Origin of the sequence: Serratia montpellierensis, from assembly GCF_020858655.1 — a bacterium.
GTDB lineage: Bacteria > Pseudomonadota > Gammaproteobacteria > Enterobacterales > Enterobacteriaceae > Serratia > Serratia montpellierensis.
Genome location: NZ_VOSN01000005.1, coordinates 824,586 through 842,188 on the forward strand (window position 1 = coordinate 824,586; position 17,603 = coordinate 842,188).

The window sequence follows — 17,603 nt, forward strand, 5'->3', positions numbered from 1 at the left end:
TCCTGCTGCGCCTGCTCCAGCGTCTGCGCCTCTTTCCAGTAGCCGCAGGAGTATTGCATGTAAGGGTCAAGCATCGCCCGGAACAGGTCGTTGCCGATGTCGTAGTGCTCTTTGCCCACCTGCCAGGCGCGCTTGCGCGATTGGCGGTTGAACAGCCGGGCATAGGCGATGCGCGCGATGTCGCTCAGGCTTTTCGGCAGCCGCTCATCGACGCCGGCCTGCAAAATGCGGGTGAACAGCATATCCAGCCGTTCGCACTCCCACCAGCCGTCCATATAACCTTCGCCGAAGCCGAGCGAGCCTTCCTGCAAAATGCGTTTGAACAGCGCCGGGTTATGCACCCGGATATCCCAGGCGCGCGGGCCGTTGATGGCGACGCCGGCTTCCGCCAACATCTCCTCCACAATGCGATACCAGCGATCCTTCTTCTGGGCGAGTTCATCAACACTGAGCGAATCCATAACAATCCTTGGCCGAAATGTCATTTCAAAAAGCATAGTCGCAAATAAAAATGACAAATTTTTGACGGTAAATACGCGGGTGTTTTTACTCTAGCCAAGGCGAGCAACATCATGAAATGAATAAAAATTATTGAAATCATGCCATTTAGGCATACTTACCCGCGCCAACGTGGGCGCGGATAAACCGACGGCGGCTAAGGTAAAATAGAGGTGCCGGCCTGGCCCGCCAGCACCGCGTCGATATCCTGCAGGCCACCGATATGCGCCGTCCGCCCGGTGCGATCGACGAAGCGACTGACCGCCATGATCTTCGGCCCCATGGCGCCGTCCGCCACCGCCATCGGCGCCAGCTCCTGCGTGGTGGCGCGGCGAATGGCGCGCTGGCGCGGCGTGCCCCACTCCTGGTACACCGCGTCGGCATCGGTGAGGATCACCAGATGATCGGCCCCCACCTGCTCCGCCAACAGCGCCGCAGCCAGATCTTTGTCGATCACCGCTTCGCTGCCCGTCAGCCCATGCTCGCCGGCGATCATCGGGATACCGCCGCCGCCGTTGCAGATCACGATGTGCCGCTGCGACAGCAGCAGCGTGATCGCCTCGATGTCGAGGATCTTTTGCGGCGCTGGCGAAGGCACCACCCGGCGAATGTAGTTACCGTCCGCCTTCAGCGTCCAGCCGTATTTGGCCTCCAGCGCCTGCCGCTGTTCCGGCGCATACACCGGCCCGATGAACTTGCTCGGCGCCTGATAATCCGCATCCTGCGCATCCACCAGCACCCGCGTCAGCAGCGTGGACACCGGCTGCTGCGGATGGCTGGCGATCAGCTGCTGCGCCAGCATATAGCCGATCATGCCCTGGCTTTCGGCCACCAGAATATCCAGCGGATAGGGCGGCACGTCGCGGTACGCCAGGTTCTGCAATGCCAGCAGCCCTACCTGCGGGCCGTTGCCGTGCACGATGGCGATGCGGTATTTCTGCGCCAGCTTGCCGATGGCGTCGGCGATGAGGGCGATGCTCTTATACTGATTTTCCGCAGAGAGCACGGCTCCGCGCTGCAACAGGGCGTTGCCGCCCAACGCAATGACCAAGGTTTTCATGGTTTGCACCCGTAGTTGAAATCATACCGTCCCGGCCGGATCCGCGATCCGGCCCTCGTATTCACACCGCGCGCCGCACAGTGCGTTAATCGTCGTCACCCCCAGCCACACGCCCAGCAGCGTGTCCGCTCCCGAAAAGTGCCCCAGGCTCAGCACCGCCGCCACCGCCGCCGATACGTCTTCAGGCGCCCGCAGCCCCTGCGCCAACGCATGCAGCGGCGTGGCGAACACGCCCAGCTCGGCGTAACGCAGGTAGTGCGCGCTCACCAGCGTGGTCAGCGCGTCCAGCGGTGGCGTCTGGGCGAAAAAGGGGGCCAGCCCGGTGACAGGGATGCGGCTGTCGAGGTGCGCGCTCAGCAGCAGGCCGAGCAGGGTGTCGTCGTTGCTCGGCGTCAGCCCCGGCCCCTTGCCCAGCGCCTGACGCCAGTCGACCGTGTCGCCCCGCAGCCAACGGGAGAACTCCCGCACCAGCGCGGCCGGCTCCGGTGTTAACGGTTGCCTCACCAATCGGCCCAGCTCGCCGTGCAACCCGCACTGCGCCGTGCAGCGCTGCAATACTGCCGTCAGCGGGCGATCGGCAATGGCCGCGCGCAGTACCAACGCCAGATCCCGCGCCGCCGCGGCGGGCCGAACCAGGAGCGCATCCAACGTGATGCCGGCGGCGGAGAAAGCGCAGCGTCGCGCGGACGGCGCCGCATGACGCACGCGGTCGAAATCCCGCGTACCGAGCTGCCACCCCATTGGGCTCAGGCCGCTGCCGGCGCGGTGCAGCGTCAGCAGCCGCGCGTTTTCCGTCAGGAAATTGATCGCGTTGTTGAAGCTGCCGACGCAGCGCAGCGCGCCGTAATCCTGCGTCGCATGGCGGCTGCCGGCCAACGCGATAATGTCCATACGCCCCTCCGTTTGCTTACGCCGTAATGCCGAGCTTATCGGCCAGCGCTTCGATCGCTTTCTCGAAGCAGCCGAGCGGTGCACGCACCGTGCCGGCGCCAATTTGCCCGACCCCGGCTTCGCGGTGGGCGATGCCGGTGTTGATCAGCGGCGTGATGCCGGTTTCCACCACCCGGCGCGCATCCAGCCCCAGGCAGGCGCCCTGGAAGTCCCAGGTCGGGATCTGCAGCATCATGTTGCGCTCGAGGTAGATCTCCGCCATTTCCTCAGAGATGTCGGTGGCGGCGCTCATGCCGCCGGAAGCCCCGACAAAGCGCGTCACGCCCGGGGCCGCGACCATCGCCGCGCCGCCAATGCCGAAGGTTTCGGTGATCGCGCTGTCGCCGATGTCCGGGTTGGCGTCCGCCTGGCTGAAGCCGGAGAAGAACAGCCCTTCCGGCGTGTTCACCGGCGCGGTGAACCACCGATCGCCCATGCCGCTGATCTTGATGCCGAAATTCTTGCCGTTGCGGGTCATTACCGTGACGATGGTGCCCTGTTCAATCTCCGCCCCGGCGTCCATCGCCGCCTTGCAGTAGGCCATCGCCAGATTGAGGAAGAACTGATCGGTGATGCTGAGGAACTGCATCACCTGCGCCAGCTCCGCCTTATCGCGCGGCAGCAGGCTAATCTCCGGCGCCAGCCTGCGCATCAACAGCGCCGAGGCCGCGATATTGCGCTGGTGGAATTCGTCCCCCATGCTGATCGCCTGCGCCATCAAGGCGGTCAGATCGATCCCTTCGTCCAGCGTCGCCAGCACCGCTTTCAGCACCGGGGCCAGCGAGTCGCGCATCCAGCGTAGGCGCTGCTGCACGTCCTCACCGTAGGCGCCGAAGCGCATCACTTTGCCGATGCCTTCGTTCATGTTGCAGTAGGCGTAATTGCCGTGAACGGTGTTCCTGACCACCACCATCGGCATGTGGGCCGAGGTGATGCCGCCCATCGGCCCCACCGCACTCACGCTGTGGCACGGGATAAACTCGATTTCCCCCTGCTCCAGCAGCGTCAGCGCCTGCTGCTCATCCTGCGCCCAGCCTTCAAACAGGCAGGCGCCGATGCAGGCGCCGCGCACCGGGCCACTCATTTCTTGCCAGGTGACCGGCGGGCCGGCGTGCAGCAGCTTGCGCCCTTCGGCCAGCTGCGGGATCAACCGGTGCGCCAGATCCACATCCTGCCAGTGCGGGCGCGCCTCGCGGATACGGGCGATAACGGCGGCGTTTGCTTGCTCAATCGTTGCGTACATAGCGGTTCCTTACTTTAATTTTTTCAAGATGTTGGCTAATCGTTGATCGCCACCGGCCACCGGCGCCCACTGGTAATGCACCACCGGGATATCGCTGGTTTGCAGGTCATCGGCGAAGCTGCGCAGCCCGGCGTTGATCACCGCGACGCCGTCCAGCAAGGCCGGCCGTTCGCGTTCAGGTGCGGGTAAGACGGGAGTAATCAGCTGATGCGCCAGCGCGACCGCCGCCGGCAGCGACGGCATTACCGCGATGCCGGCCTCCTGCAGGGTGGCGATTTGCCGCGAACGCTGCTGCGGATCCTGTTCGGTGCCGGTGACGGTGGCGATCGCCGCCAGCGGGTGAGCCGCGCCGCGCGCCGCGCGCACGTTGGCCACCTCGGCCGCCAGCGACGCCGCCGGATCATCCTGAGCGCCGAAGCCGATCACCACGTCCAGCAGCAATACGCCGGTCTGCGGCTGCTGCGCCAGGCGGGCGATCTCTTGATTGCGGGCGGTCGGGTCAATCATCGGGTGCGGGCGCCCCTGGGTATAAAAGTCATCACCCATGTCGATGATGCGATGGCCGTCGGCCACCAGCATGGCGCCGCGCGGATGCTCGCTATCCACCGGCAGGGACAGTTTTTCCGTCAGCAGCATCGCGCATTCGGCCGCCAGCGTGCCGCCGGCGTACAGCCCGGCGATTTTGCCGCCGGGCACCGCAGGCTGTTGCGCCGCCTGTTGCTGCACGCAGCCCAGCATCGCCGCCAGCCGCGCCGCTTCATCCAGCGTGGCGGCGAACGTGATGTTGCCCTCCTGGCGCACGGCAGACTGCGCGCCGAGGAACAGCGCCACCACCGGCTTGCCGAGCGCTTTCATCTCGTCGATCACCCGCTGGCGCACTTCGGGCGCCGGCGGCTTGGACACGAACGCCAGCACAAGACTCTGCGGATCCGCCGCCAGCATGCGCAGCGCGCTGATGGCGCTGATGCCGCCGATCTCCGCCGTCAAATCCCGCCCGCCGAGGCCGATAGCGTGCGAGATGCCCTGGCCCGCCAGGGTAATTTGCGAAATAAGCTCCTGAATGCCGGTGCCGGAGGCGCCCACCACGCCGATAGATCCGGCGGGTGCCACGTTGGCGAACGCCAGCGGCGCGCCGGCAATGCAGGCGGTGCCGCAGTCCGGCCCCATCACGATCAGCCCGCGTTCACGCGCCTTGGTTTTCAGCGCCACTTCCTGCGCCGGGCTGACGTTGTCGGAGAACATCATCACGTTGCAGCCGTCTTCCAGCGCGCTATCCGCCAACTCCGCCGCGTATTCGCCGGCGATCGAGATCAGCGCCAGATTGGCGGCGGGCAGCTTCTGCCTGGCGGTGCGCCAGCTGCGCGCCCGCAGCAGTTTTTTGCCGCCCTGGCTCCCCTGCGCAATCGCCTTGAGCGCCGTCTCCAGCGCCACACCGATCTCCTCGGCGATCGTCTCGTCGGCGGACTCCGCTTTGATCGCCACGCAAATATCGTTCGGCGTCGCTTCGCTAAACTGCGGGTGCCAGAAACCGGTCACCTCCAATAAGGATTTATTGGCCGGCGTCCCCATCATGACGGATATTTCCTCGACCTTGGGAGATTCACTGAGTTTGCGGGAGATCAACATCAGGCTGACGGAATCCTGAAAGCTCCCCTTTTTAATAAAAGCATGGATCATGGTGATATCCTTAAGACAGCATTTAATAATATCGGCAATATTTCCCGCACCGGCGGCACGGCGATGCATTGAATCCAGCGAAAAGGTTAATTATCAAGCTACAAATTAAAATCACGCCCAGAGGTGAGTACGGTCACACTTTATCTATTGTTAGAAAAAATAACTTAATCGCCTGAATATTAGTTAATCCAGACGGGGAAAAGCATTTATAAAAAAACTTCTAACAATGGCAATTTAATTCAACGAATTTTTAATCCAATCGGATAAAACGCATCTGGATCACATTATTCCCCCCCGGTATTTATACATTACAACGCAGAGGCGAATTAAATAAACCGTAGTGATAAAAGGACTGTATATGAAGGTCTCTAAACAACAATTACATCAGCTTATCCAGCAAAAAATTCACGCCGCCGGCCTGAGCCAGGAACACGCCGGCATCGTCGCCGATGTGCTGGTTCATGCCGATGCGCGCGGCATCCACTCCCACGGCGCGGTCAGGGTCGAATACTATTCCGAACGTATCAGCAAAGGCGGCACCAACAATCACCCGCATTTCACCTTTGAAAAAACCGGCCCCTGCAGCGCCATTTTCGACGGCGACAACGGCGCCGGGCACGTGGCGGCCAAGCTGAGCATGGATCGCGCCATCGAGATGGCGAAAGAGAACGGCGTGGCGGTAGTGGGCGTGCGCCGCATCGGCCACAGCGGGGCGCTGTCGTACTTCGTGCAGCAGGCGGCGCGCGCCGGCATGGTCGGCATTTCGCTGTGCCAGTCCGATCCGATGGTGGTGCCGTACGGCGGCGCCGAAGTCTACTACGGCACCAACCCCATCGCCTTCTCCGCGCCGGGCGAAGGCGACGAGCTGATCACCTTCGATATGGCCACCACCGTGCAGGCCTGGGGCAAAGTGCTGGACGCCCGTTCGCGCAACGCCGCCATTCCCGACACCTGGGCGGTGGACGCCGAGGGCAAGCACACCACCGATCCGTTCGCCGTCAGCGGGCTGCTGCCGATCGCCGGGCCGAAAGGCTACGGCCTGATGATGATGGTCGACGTGCTGTCGGGCATTTTGCTCGGCCTGCCGTTCGGCAAACACGTCAGCTCGATGTATCACGATCTCAGCGCCGGCCGGGAATTGGGCCAATTGCATATCGTGCTGAACCCGGGTTATTTCACCAACGAATCCGCATTCCGTAAAAATATCAGTCAGGTCATGAAAGAATTGAATGCCGTTAAACCGGCGCCAGGCGTCAGCAAAGTGCTTTACCCGGGGCAGAATAGCCATGCGCGTGAAATGGAAAGCGAGAAAAACGGTATCGAAATCGTCGACGATATTTATCAATACTTAATTTCAAATGCTATTTACCAGCGCTCTTACGACCATAAAGATCCCTTCGCCAGTTAACGCACTCTTATTATCGTGGGCTTTTTGCGCCGCGGCTCGCGGTTGATATGTCAGAGCCGGGGAGAAAAAGAAAACCTTCATCAGCGCGCTCAGCGCAATAGGTCGGCCGGTGGCGTATATCCCCGCCCTGACCGCATCGCCGCTGAGACACAACATGCGGGCAGGTAAACATGAAAGACTTCCAACAAGAAATCCGTGATATTTCCGGCTGGTTATCGAAAATCGGCGCCGACCCCAGCGGCGGCATGACGCGTTTGCTTTATACCCCGGAATGGATCGAAGCGCAGCACGCGTTGAAAAACGCCTTCGAGGCCGCCGGGCTGAACACCCATTTTGATGCAGTCGGCAACCTGTTCGGCCGGTTGGAGGGCAGCAAATACCCCGACCAGGTGATTCTCTCCGGGTCGCACATCGACACGGTGGTCAACGGCGGCAACCTCGACGGCCAGTTCGGCATCGAAGCCGCCTTCATGGCGATCAAACACCTCAAGGACACCTACGGCCCGCCGCTGCGCAGCCTGGAAGTCATCGCGCTGGCGGAAGAAGAAGGCAGCCGTTTTCCTTATGTGTTCTGGGGCAGCAAGAACATCGTCGGCCTGGCCCGGCGGGAAGACGTGCAGCACATTACGGACGCCAAGGGCGTCGGCTTCGTCAACGCCATGCGCGACGCCGGCTTCGATTTCCCTCCGCCGCATCAGCCGCTGCGCAGCGACATCGCGGCCTTCGTCGAGATCCACATCGAGCAGGGCAAGGTGTTGGAAACCGAAGGCAAAACCATCGGCGTGGTGACCAGCATCGTCGGCCAACGGCGCTATGACGTGCGGCTGCAGGGCGAAGCCAACCACGCCGGCACCACCCCGATGAGCTACCGCCGGGATACCGTGCACGCCTTCAGCCGCATCTGCTGCGAATCGATCGCCAAGGCGCGCGCCGAAGGCGATCCGCTGGTGCTGACCTTCGGCAAGGTGGAGCCGAAGCCAAACACCGTCAACGTGGTGCCGGGCTTCACCCACTTCACCCTCGACTGTCGCCACACCGATCAGGCCGCACTGCTGCGCTTCACGCAGGAGATCGAGCAGGATATCCAGCGCATCTGCGCCGAGATGGGCATCGAGGTCGAGATCGATCTGTGGATGGACGAAGCGCCGATCCCGATGAACGAACAGCTGGTGGCCTGCGTCAGCCGCCTGTGCGAAACGCAGCGGCTGAATTACCGCATGATGCACAGCGGCGCCGGACACGACTCGCAAATCTTCGCCCCGCGCGTGCCGACGGTGATGATGTTCGTGCCGAGCATCGCCGGCATCAGCCATAACCCGGCGGAAAAAACCGCCGTCGCCGATCTGAACGAAGGGGTGAAAATCCTGGCGCAGACGCTGTATCAGCTGGCCTACACCGAACAGGGGGCCGAGGCATGAGCAACGATATCGACCCGCGCTACTGGAAAAAGATCGTCGTCGTGCTCTGTCTGGGCTGGGCGGTGATCTGGATCTATCGCACCGTCCTGACGCCGATCTTCCCCGAGATCCAACAAACCATCGGCGCGCACTCCAATGCGGAAATGGGGCTGATCGCCAGCTTCTACTTCTTCGCCTACACCGGGATGCAGATCCCGGCGGGCATCCTGGTGGACAAATTCGGCAAGAAGGTGGTGCTGATCCCGGGCTTCTGCCTGTTCATCATCGCCACGCTGCTGATCGGCAACGCCACCAGTCTGACCATGGTCTATGCCGGCAGCCTGCTGGCGGGCATGGGCTGCGGCTCTTATTACGGCTCGGCCTACTCCCTGTCGTCGGAGAATATCCCGCTGGAACGCCGTGGCCTGGCGACCGCGGTGATCAACAGCGGCTCGGCGCTCGGCATGGCGATCGGCCTGATCGCCTCCAGCCTGCTGGTGAAAAGCTTCAACATGAACTGGCAGATCATGCTGTTCATCATCACCGGCCTGCTGGTGGTGATGACGCTGGTGTTCGCCGTGGTCATCAAAGGCTCGCAGCCCCAAGCCCCGGTGGCCGTCAGCCAGACCGTTGCACCGACGGCGATCGCGCCCGAAGAGGACGGCCAGGCCAGCGGCCTGTTCAGCCTGCGCATGATCTCCGCCTACGCGATGTACTTTGCCACCTGCTACGGCTACTACATGATAGTCACCTGGCTGCCCTCGTTCCTGCAGCAAGAGCGCGGCTTTGAAGGGGTGGCCATCGGCTTCTCCTCCGCGCTGGTGGCGTTCGCCTCGGTGCCGGGCGCGCTGTTCTTCAGCCGCATGTCCGACCGTTTCCGCAACAAGAAGGTGCAGCTGATCATTTTCCTCGAGCTGTGCGCGGCGGTGATGCTGGTTTGCACCGTCATTTCGCCGGACTCCACCATGCTGCTGATCAGCCTGATCCTGTACGGGTTGCTGGGTAAGCTGGCGGTCGATCCGATCATGATTTCCTTCGTCGCCGACAACGCGCCGAAGAAAGGCTATGGCACCAGCTTCGGCGTGTTCAACTTCTTCGGCATGTCCTCGTCGGTGATCGCCCCCTTCCTCACCGGCGTGATCTCCGACAGCACCGGCTCCAAGGTGATGGGCTTTTACATCTCCGCCGCCATCCTGCTGGTGGGCACCGCCATTTTCTTCACCGTCAACGTCTTGATGAAACGCACTACGCCAACCCGAACGGCCACCGAGGCCTGACGGCGCTTTTTTACCGGGCGCCGCCGCGGCGCCCTTTCAACGATCAGGAGAATCAACGTGGGTTACTTCAACAATCAAACCGGTTATCCAACCGACATTCTGTCAACGCGCGCCATCATCAAACGCGGCAACTATGCGCTGATCCCGCCGAACGGCCTGGTGCGCAACGTCATTCCCGGTTTTGAAAACTGCGACGTCACCATCTTGTCGACGCCGAAACTGGGTGCCACCTTCGTCGATTATCTGGTGACGCTGCACGACTGCGGCCGCAATACCAAAGGCTTTGGCGGCGAAGAGCTCGAAACCTTCGTGTACGTCATCGACGGCGCCATCACCGCTTCCGCCGACGCCACCGACTACCCGCTGACCGCCGGCGGCTACCTTTACTGCCCGGCGGGCGTCACCCTGCGGCTGGAAAACGCCAACGGTGGCCAATCCAGCCGCCTGTTCCTCTACAAACGCCGCTATCAGCGCATCAAAGGCTACGAGGCGCACGTGGTCAGCAACAACGTCGCCAACCTGGAGCAGATCCACTACGAGGGCATGAGCGAGGTGATCCTGCAGGATCTGCTGCCGAAAGATCTGGGCTTCGACATGAACATGCACATCCTCTCCTTCGCCCCCGGTGCCAGCCACGGCTACATCGAGACCCACGTGCAGGAGCATGGCGCCTACATTCTCAGCGGCGCCGGCGTGTACAACCTGGACAATGAATGGATGCCGGTGAAGCAAGGCGACTACATCTTCATGGGCGCCTATGTGCAGCAGGCGGGCTATGCGGTGGGCCAGGAAACCTTCAGCTACATCTACTCCAAGGACTGCAACCGCGACGTCGAGCCGTAAGCGCTTCGCCGCCAAAACCAAGGCCACCTGCTCGCGCAGCGTGGCCTTCTTTTTTTATCCCAATCGCCGGCCGATGCGCATTACGCGGGCTACGTTGGCAGCGCTGCGCTGCAGGTTGAGTTCCCCTTGCGACAGCGCGACCTCCAGCGTACTCAGACGCGGCAGAATGCTGAACATCGCGTCGATTCCCTGCGCGTGCAGCGCCTCTGCCCCTTCCTCCACCACGCCGGCCAACGCGATGACCGGCAGGCCGCGCGCCCGCGCCAGACGAGCGACGCCGGACAGCGCCTTGCCGCCCAGCGTTTGGCTGTCGATGCGCCCTTCGCCGGTGATCAGCAGATCGGCCTCCGCCAGCGCCTGCTCCAGGCCCAGCGCCGCCATCACGATCTCGATGCCCGGCTTCAGCGTTGCGCCGAGAAACACCTGGCAGGCGATCCCCATGCCGCCCGCCGCCCCGCCGCCGGCGACCTGCCGCACGTCGTGGCCGGTGCTCTGGCGGATCACCTCGGCATACTGCGCCAGCCCCTGCTCCAACTGCGCCACCATCACCGCCGTCGCGCCCTTCTGCGGCCCGAACACCGCCGCCGCGCCGCGCGGTCCCACCAGCGGATTGTCTACGTCGCAGGCGACCTCAATCCGGCACTGCCGCAGGCGTGCGTCCAGCATGCTGAGATCGATTCCGCTCAGCGTCGCCAGCTCGCCGCCGCCCCACGGCAGCGTCTTGCCGTCCGGGCGGTAGAAACGCCCGCCCAGCGCCTGCACCATGCCGACACCGCCATCCACCGTGGCGCTGCCGCCGATGCCGAGGATCAGGTGGCGAATGCCCTGATCCAGCGCATGCAGGATCAGTTCGCCGGTGCCGTAGCTGGTCGCCAGCAGCGGGTTACGACGCTCCGCCGGCGTCAGCATCAGCCCGCTGGCCGCCGCCATTTCGATCACCGCCGTTTTGCCGTCGCCGCTGACGCCATAAAATGCCGCCACCCGTTCCCCCAGCGGCCCCGTGGCGCTCACGCTCACCTTGCGCCCGCCGGTAGCGGCCACCAGCGCGTCCACCGTGCCTTCGCCGCCGTCGGCGATCGGCAGGCAGACGCACTCGGCATCGGGATAAACCTCGTGAAAACCGCGCGCGATCGCCCGCGCCGCCCGTTTCGCGCTAACGCTTTCTTTAAATGAATCCGGTGCAATAACAATTTTCATGACGCATCCTTTATTCGAGACGAAATAAAAATGGCCATGCCTTCCCCCGCTGAATTAATCAGATGAGAAATGCATGGCGAAATAAAATAAAACTGTTGCCGACTATTTAATGAAGATGACGAGAAGTGTTATTTATTGACCCATTTTGCCGGCACGCTATAGGTTAATATCGCCCCCAGTATCATCATTGTCGATAAGACGCACATCGCCACTAAATTACTGTGGGTCAGCTGTTTGAAATAGCCGATGATATAAGGCGAAATAAAGCCGCCGATATTGGCGATGGAATTGATGAGCGCAATGCCCGCCGCAGCGCAAGTGCCGGTAAAAATGGCGTTCGGTAGGCTCCAGAACAGCGGCGACGGCACCAGGCTCGACGCCACCGCCACGCACAGCGCCGCCATCACCACGTGCTTGTTGTCCGGGAACAGGCCGATGAAGATCAGCGACACTGCGGCGATGCAGAACGGTACGATGATGTGCCAGCGCCGCTCGCGATGCTTGTCCGAACTGCGCGCGGCCACCAGCATCGCCACCACCGCCAGCATATAAGGCAGCATGGTCAGCAACCCGATATCCATCACCGAGGTCACGCCGGTGTCGCGAATGATGGTCGGTACCCAAAACGCCAGCCCGCCCTGGCCCATCACGGTGCAGAAGCAAATCAGCCACATTTTGGTGAACGCGGACGATCTCAGCATGCTCTTCATCGTCCACTCCTGCCCGCCGGCGGCGCCCTGGCGCGGCGCGCTCTGCGCCATATCCTCTTTGATCAATGCCTTCTCCTGCGGGCTGAGCCACGTGGCGCTCTGATAGGTATTATCCAGGAAACAGAAGATGACAATGGCGATCAGCAGCGCGCGCGGGCCGCTGATAAAGAACAGCCACTGCCAGCCGGAGAGATTCATCAGGCCGTTCATGTGCTCGATGATCCACCCGCACAGCGGGCCGCCGATGATGTTGCTGACCGGGATGCCGCACACGAACAGCGCCGTCATCTTGGCGCGCTGGCTGGAGGGAAACCACAGCGTCAGGTAGAGGATCACGCCGGGGTAAAAACCGGCCTCCGCCAGCCCCAGCAGAAAACGCGCCAGGTAGAATTGCCAGGGGTTGGTGATAAAGACGCTCAGCATCGAGATCGCCCCCCACACCACCATCAGCAGCGCGATGATCTTTCTGGCACCATAGCGACTCAGCAGAATGTTGCTGGGTACCCCGGCGATGATATAGCCAATGAAAAATACCCCGGCCCCCAGCCCGTAAACGGCTTCAGCCATCGAGACGTTGCCGTTCAGAATATCGGGCATCATTTGGAATTTCGAAAACGAAATCCCCACCCGGTCGAGATAACCGACGATATAGCTCACTAATAGAATGGGCATAATGCGCCAGGCGATTTTTCGATATAAACGACTTTTGTCAGGGGCGGTAAGAATATCTTTATCAATAACAGCATTATCGGTTGCCATATTCAGTGTCTCCTTGGGTTGGCATCCTGCTTTTTACTTTTTATTGTGCTGAATCATTTTTATTGGATTGGCGGGGACCCTCTTTATTTATCATAAAGAGGGCGCTATTAATGTCGAACATCTCTGATTCTAATGATAAGCCGGCAAATTAAATGCCGGCGGGCGCCTTAGCCGGCTACCCGGTGGTTGCCCATGATTTCCAGCGCCCGCACCAGCGCGGAGTGATCCAGTTCGCCGTCGCCATTGGCGGCGCAGACGTTGAACAGCTCCTGGCAGGTGGCGGTATTCGGCAGGCTGAGCGCCAGCGCCTTCGCGCCCTGCAGCGCCAGGTTGAGATCCTTCTGGTGCAGCGAGATGCGGAACCCCGGCGCGAACGCCCGCTTGATCATCCGCTCGCCGTGCACCTCGAGGATACGCGACGAGGCGAAGCCGCCCATCAGGGCTTCACGTACCCGGGCCGGATCGGCACCGGCGCGCGAGGCGAACACCAACGCTTCACTGACCGCTTCAATGGTCAGCGCCACGATGATCTGATTGGCGACCTTACAGGTTTGCCCGTCGCCGTTGCCGCCGATCAGCGTGATGTTCTTGCCCATCAGCGCCAGCAGCGGCTTCACCCGTTCGAAGGTCGCTTCCTCGCCGCCCACCATGATGGTCAGCGTGCCCTGTTTGGCGCCCACTTCGCCGCCGGAAACCGGCGCGTCCAGGTACTGGGCGCCCAGCTGGTTGATGCGCTGCGCGAATACTTTGGTCTCCAGCGGTGAAATGGAGCTCATGTCCACCACCACTTTGCCGTTCAGCTTGCCGGCGGCGCAGCCGCGTTCACCAAACAGCACCTCCTCCACCTGCGGCGTATCCGGCACCATGATAAAGATCACGTCCGCCTCATCCGCCACCTGCTGCGGATCGCGGCAGGCGATGGCCCCTTGCTGCAGCAGCGCCGCCGGTACCTCATGCCGGGTGTGGGCATAAAGCGTATGCCCGCCCGCCAGCAGCTTTTCCGCCATTGGCGCGCCCATGATGCCCAGACCAATAAATCCCACGTTCATTTTCATCTCCTCAAGACAGGTATTTTTTAATCCATGACAGGCCGCTTTCCGTGGTGGTGAGCGGTTTGTATTCACAGCCGATCCAGCCGCGGTAACCCATGCGATCCAGCTGCGCGAAGATAAACTCGCAGTTGATTTCGCCGGTGCCCGGCTCGTGACGCCCCGGGTTGTCGGCGACCTGAATGTGGTCGATCTTCGCCAGCAGGCGCTCGAGGGTCTGCGTCAGCTCTCCCTCCATGCGCTGCATGTGGTAAAGGTCGTACTGCAGATACAGGTTGGGGCTGCCGATCGCTTCGATCAGTTCGATCGCCTGCCGGGAGGTTTGCAGGTAGAACTGCGGCATGTCGTAGCGGTTGATCGGTTCGATCAGCAGTCGGATATTCTTTTGCGCCAGAGTGTCGGCGGCGTAGCGCAGGTTCTCCTTCACCCGTTCGTCGGTGGTGTGGCGGCTGACGGCGGGATCCGGATTGCCGATCAGGCAGTTGATGCGATCGCAGCCCAGCGCCTGCGCATACTCGATCGCGCGCCCGACGCCGTCGCGGAACTCCGCTTCGCGCCCCGGCAAACAGGCGATGCCCCGTTCGCCCGCCGCCCAGTCACCGGCCGGCAGGTTGAACAGCACCTGGTTCAGGCGATGCGCCTCCAGTTCGCTGCGCAGCGCGGCGATCGGGTAGTCGTAAGGGAACATATATTCCACCGCGCTGAAGCCCTGCTCCTTCGCCCGGCGGAAGCGCTGCAGGAAATCGACTTCGGTGAACAGCATGGACAGATTGGCTGAAAATTTCGGCATGGCGAGATTCCTCAACGGTAATCAAAGAAGTTGACCGAGGTCGGTGCGTCTTCCGGCGTTGCCGCCACCGGTTCAAACTCATTGACGTTATCCAGCTCGGTACCCATGGAAATATTGGTGACGCGCTCCAGGATGATTTCCACCACCACCGGTACCCGGTGCTGCTGCATCAGTTCCTGGGCCTGACGGAACGCCGGCGCGATCTCTTCCGGTTTGAACACCCGCAGCGCCTTGCAGCCCAGCCCTTCCGCCACCTTGACGTGATCGACACCGTACTCGCCAATCTCCGCGTTGTTGATGTTTTCAAACGACAGCTGCACGCAGTAATCCATATCGAACCCGCGCTGCGCCTGGCGGATCAGCCCCAGATAGGCGTTGTTCACCAACACGTGGATATAAGGCAGCTTGAACTGCGCGCCGACCGCCAGCTCTTCAATCATAAATTGGAAATCATAGTCGCCCGACAGCGCGACCACCTTGCGCTGCGGATCGGCGGCGCATACGCCCAGCGCCGCAGGCAGCGTCCAGCCCAGCGGGCCGGCCTGGCCGGCGTTGATCCAGCGGCGCGGTTCGAAAACGTGCAGCATTTGCGCGGCGGCGATCTGCGACAGCCCGATGGTAGTGACATAGCAGGCATCGCGGCCAAAGGCGCGGTTCATCTCTTCATACACCCGCTGCGGCTTGACCGGCACGTTCTCGAAGTGGGTCTTGCGCAGCAGCGTTTGCTTGCGCTGCAGGCAGGCGGCGCACCAGGCGTCGCGATTCGGCAACTCGCCGCGCTCGAAGCGGCGCTGCGCCGTGTCCACCAGCATTTGCAGCGCGATGCGCGCATCGGAAACGATGCCCAGATCCGGGCAGATCACCCGGCCAATTTGCGTCGGCTCGATATCGATATGCACCACCTTGCGCCCGGCGGTGTACTTGTCCACCGAGCCAGTGTGGCGGTTGGCCCAACGGTTACCGATGCCGAACACCAGATCAGAATCCAGCAGGTTGGCGTTGCCGTAGCGGTGCGAGGTTTGCAGGCCCGCCATACCCGCCATCAGCGGGTGATCGTCCGGAATGGCGCCCCAGCCCATCAGCGTCGGGATCACCGGCACGTTGCAGATCTCCGCCAGCTGCTGCAGCAGATCCGCCGCATCGGCGTTGTGAATGCCGCCGCCGGCGATGATCAACGGCTTTTTCGCCGCGCACAGCAGATCCAGCGCTTTGTCGATCTGCGCCTGGGTAGCCGCCGGCTTATAAGCGGGCAGTGAAGAGTAGGTTTCCGGATCGAACTCGATCTCCGCCATCTGCACGTCGAAAGGCAGGTCGATCAGCACCGGCCCCGGTCGGCCGGAACGCATCAGGTGAAACGCCTGTTGCAGCACGCGTGGCACCAGCGCCGGTTCCTGCACGGTGACCGCCATCTTGGTCACCGGCTTGGCGATCGATTCGATGTCTACCGCCTGGAAATCCTCTTTGTGCAAACGCGCGCGCGGCGCCTGGCCGGTGATGCACAGGATCGGAATCGAATCGGCGGAGGCGGAGTAAAGGCCGGTGATCATGTCGGTGCCCGCCGGGCCGGAAGTGCCGATGCACACGCCGATGTTGCCGGCGGCGGCGCGAGTGTAGCCTTCCGCCATGTGCGAGGCCCCTTCCACGTGTCGCGCCAGGTAGTGTTTGATGCCGCCGTGCCGCCGCATCGCGTCGTAGAACGGGTTGATCGCCGCGCCGGGCACGCCGAACGCGGTGGTGATCCCTTCTTTTTCCAGCACGTGCATTGCCGCGTCTACCGCTCGCATAATTGCCATGTGATGTTCTCCTTAATTTATTGGAAAATTTTTCCAACTTAAAATTACGGTCAAAAAAACCCGTTTGCTCATCAAACGGGGAGTCTTGCTCCGCGCCGGTTCAGCCCGGCGCGCGACGTTTATGCCTTGCTGCGCGATTCGCCCAGCGCGGCGCTGATGTCTCTGGCCACCTCACCCACCAGTTCGCCCAGCTCCTTGAACCGCTCCTTGCCGACCCGCGAACTGGGCCCGGAGATGGAAATGGCGGCGATCACGTTGTTGTTGCGATCGAAAATCGCCGAAGCCAGGCAGTTCAGGCCGAGCGCGTGCTCTTCATCGTCGATGGTGTAGCCCTGCGCCAGCGACTGATGCAGATCCTTACGCAGCAGGTTCACGCTGGTCAGCGTCTTCGGCGTGTAGGATTGCAGCCCCGAACGCACGATCAGATCCAGCATCTCCTCTTCCGCCAGCGGGTACAGCAGCGCCTTGCCGGCGCCCGAGGCGTGCAGCGGCAAGCGGCTGCCCAGCGGCGCGCACATGCGCACCATCGCCTGGCACTCGCATTGACGAATCAGCACCGCGTCGAAATTGTTGCGGATCGCCAGGTTGGCGGTCTCGCCGGACAGCAGCATCAGCCGGCGCATGAACGGCCCGGCGACCGATACTACGTCGCGATCGTTCATGTAAGCGGAACCGACGGTGAACGACTGAATGCCGATATGCCACCAGCCCAGCTGCGGATCCTGAAAGACGAATTCCGATTTCTCCAACACTTTCAATAATCTGAAGGTAGTGGACAGCGGCAGCTCCAGCTTTTCGGACAGCACGGAAACCGACGAACTCCCCCCGGCGTTGGCCAGATACTGGAGGATCTCCAGCCCGCGATCCAACGCCTGCGCCCCTTTGGTAGCGCCGGCTTCGGTGGCGGGTCGTCCTTTCCTGCGTAATTCGGTCATTCAAGCTTCCTTTGTCAGTAACGGCATGGGTGACGCT

At 62.0% G+C, this 17,603-nt stretch carries 15 protein-coding genes; 4 read left to right on the plus strand and 11 right to left on the minus strand.

The features are described 5' to 3' along the window. From FUU19_RS09380 to FUU19_RS09400, 5 genes are all read right to left on the minus strand, one after another. Positions 1-461, minus strand: a 461-nt coding sequence (locus FUU19_RS09380; protein ID WP_230507115.1) for a class I SAM-dependent methyltransferase, incomplete at its 3' end; no start/stop codon positions are given. Between the two features lie 194 nt (positions 462-655). Beyond that, entirely contained in the window at positions 656-1,558 is a 903-nt protein-coding gene (locus tag FUU19_RS09385; protein ID WP_197833056.1) for a carbamate kinase, read from the minus strand. A 21-nt stretch (positions 1,559-1,579) separates the two neighbouring features. Further along, positions 1,580-2,449 carry an oxamate carbamoyltransferase subunit AllH family protein gene (locus FUU19_RS09390; RefSeq protein ID WP_230490099.1) on the minus strand — a complete coding sequence of 290 codons (870 nt, stop codon included), beginning with the start codon at positions 2,447-2,449 and terminating at the stop codon, positions 1,580-1,582. A gap of 16 nt (positions 2,450-2,465) precedes the next feature. After that, positions 2,466-3,731, minus strand: a complete 1,266-nt coding sequence (locus tag FUU19_RS09395; RefSeq protein WP_116286602.1) for a YlbE family protein — start codon at positions 3,729-3,731, stop codon at positions 2,466-2,468. Positions 3,732-3,740: 9 nt separating this feature from the next. Continuing rightward, complete coding sequence (locus FUU19_RS09400; RefSeq protein ID WP_230490098.1) at positions 3,741-5,408, minus strand: acyl-CoA synthetase FdrA; 1,668 nt, start codon at positions 5,406-5,408, stop codon at positions 3,741-3,743. Between the two features lie 358 nt (positions 5,409-5,766). Here FUU19_RS09400 and allD point away from each other — a divergent pair, with 358 nt between their 5' ends. The 4 genes from allD (at position 5,767) to allE (ending at position 10,333) form a co-directional block, all read left to right on the plus strand. Continuing rightward, positions 5,767-6,816, plus strand: a complete 1,050-nt coding sequence (gene allD, locus FUU19_RS09405) for an ureidoglycolate dehydrogenase (RefSeq protein ID WP_015376901.1) — start codon at positions 5,767-5,769, stop codon at positions 6,814-6,816. A gap of 170 nt (positions 6,817-6,986) precedes the next feature. Continuing rightward, positions 6,987-8,234 (plus strand): allantoate deiminase, encoded by a 1,248-nt coding sequence (gene allC, locus FUU19_RS09410; RefSeq protein ID WP_197833059.1) that lies wholly within the window; start codon positions 6,987-6,989, stop codon positions 8,232-8,234. Continuing rightward, positions 8,231-9,490 carry an MFS transporter gene (locus FUU19_RS09415; protein ID WP_096241985.1) on the plus strand — a complete coding sequence of 420 codons (1,260 nt, stop codon included), beginning with the start codon at positions 8,231-8,233 and terminating at the stop codon, positions 9,488-9,490. The genes allC and FUU19_RS09415 overlap by 4 nt, the downstream gene beginning before the upstream one ends. Before the next feature lie 57 nt (positions 9,491-9,547). Next, positions 9,548-10,333, plus strand: coding sequence for a (S)-ureidoglycine aminohydrolase (allE, locus tag FUU19_RS09420; RefSeq protein WP_096241984.1), 786 nt, complete (start codon positions 9,548-9,550; stop codon positions 10,331-10,333). Between the two features lie 54 nt (positions 10,334-10,387). Here allE and FUU19_RS09425 read toward each other — a convergent pair whose 3' ends face one another. From FUU19_RS09425 to allR, 6 genes are all read right to left on the minus strand, one after another. Continuing rightward, entirely contained in the window at positions 10,388-11,530 is a 1,143-nt protein-coding gene (locus tag FUU19_RS09425; protein WP_230490097.1) for a glycerate kinase, read from the minus strand. A 128-nt stretch (positions 11,531-11,658) separates the two neighbouring features. Continuing rightward, positions 11,659-12,912, minus strand: a complete 1,254-nt coding sequence (locus tag FUU19_RS09430; protein WP_230490096.1) for an MFS transporter — start codon at positions 12,910-12,912, stop codon at positions 11,659-11,661. A 254-nt stretch (positions 12,913-13,166) separates the two neighbouring features. Continuing rightward, complete coding sequence (gene glxR, locus FUU19_RS09435; protein WP_230490095.1) at positions 13,167-14,048, minus strand: 2-hydroxy-3-oxopropionate reductase; 882 nt, start codon at positions 14,046-14,048, stop codon at positions 13,167-13,169. Positions 14,049-14,058: 10 nt separating this feature from the next. Continuing rightward, positions 14,059-14,838, minus strand: coding sequence for a hydroxypyruvate isomerase (gene hyi / locus FUU19_RS09440; RefSeq protein WP_141970550.1), 780 nt, complete (start codon positions 14,836-14,838; stop codon positions 14,059-14,061). An 11-nt stretch (positions 14,839-14,849) separates the two neighbouring features. Then, complete coding sequence (gcl, locus tag FUU19_RS09445; protein WP_230490094.1) at positions 14,850-16,631, minus strand: glyoxylate carboligase; 1,782 nt, start codon at positions 16,629-16,631, stop codon at positions 14,850-14,852. Positions 16,632-16,750: 119 nt separating this feature from the next. Beyond that, complete coding sequence (gene allR / locus FUU19_RS09450) at positions 16,751-17,566, minus strand: HTH-type transcriptional repressor AllR (RefSeq protein ID WP_038875050.1); 816 nt, start codon at positions 17,564-17,566, stop codon at positions 16,751-16,753. Positions 17,567-17,603 lie beyond the last annotated feature (37 nt).

What these genes read in the sequence shown, in the direction of transcription:
- FUU19_RS09385 (WP_197833056.1), bottom strand. Translation starts at nt 1,558, where the DNA reads ATGAAAACCTTGGTCATTGCGTTGGGCGGCAACGCCCTGTTGCAGCGC.
- FUU19_RS09390 (WP_230490099.1), bottom strand. Translation starts at nt 2,449, where the DNA reads ATGGACATTATCGCGTTGGCCGGCAGCCGCCATGCGACGCAGGATTAC.
- FUU19_RS09395 (WP_116286602.1), bottom strand. Translation starts at nt 3,731, where the DNA reads ATGTACGCAACGATTGAGCAAGCAAACGCCGCCGTTATCGCCCGTATC.
- FUU19_RS09400 (WP_230490098.1), bottom strand. Translation starts at nt 5,408, where the DNA reads ATGATCCATGCTTTTATTAAAAAGGGGAGCTTTCAGGATTCCGTCAGC.
- allD (WP_015376901.1), top strand. Translation starts at nt 5,767, where the DNA reads ATGAAGGTCTCTAAACAACAATTACATCAGCTTATCCAGCAAAAAATT.
- allC (WP_197833059.1), top strand. Translation starts at nt 6,987, where the DNA reads ATGAAAGACTTCCAACAAGAAATCCGTGATATTTCCGGCTGGTTATCG.
- FUU19_RS09415 (WP_096241985.1), top strand. Translation starts at nt 8,231, where the DNA reads ATGAGCAACGATATCGACCCGCGCTACTGGAAAAAGATCGTCGTCGTG.
- FUU19_RS09425 (WP_230490097.1), bottom strand. Translation starts at nt 11,530, where the DNA reads ATGAAAATTGTTATTGCACCGGATTCATTTAAAGAAAGCGTTAGCGCG.
- FUU19_RS09430 (WP_230490096.1), bottom strand. Translation starts at nt 12,912, where the DNA reads ATGCCCATTCTATTAGTGAGCTATATCGTCGGTTATCTCGACCGGGTG.
- glxR (WP_230490095.1), bottom strand. Translation starts at nt 14,048, where the DNA reads ATGAACGTGGGATTTATTGGTCTGGGCATCATGGGCGCGCCAATGGCG.
- hyi (WP_141970550.1), bottom strand. Translation starts at nt 14,838, where the DNA reads ATGCCGAAATTTTCAGCCAATCTGTCCATGCTGTTCACCGAAGTCGAT.
- gcl (WP_230490094.1), bottom strand. Translation starts at nt 16,631, where the DNA reads ATGGCAATTATGCGAGCGGTAGACGCGGCAATGCACGTGCTGGAAAAA.
- allR (WP_038875050.1), bottom strand. Translation starts at nt 17,566, where the DNA reads ATGACCGAATTACGCAGGAAAGGACGACCCGCCACCGAAGCCGGCGCT.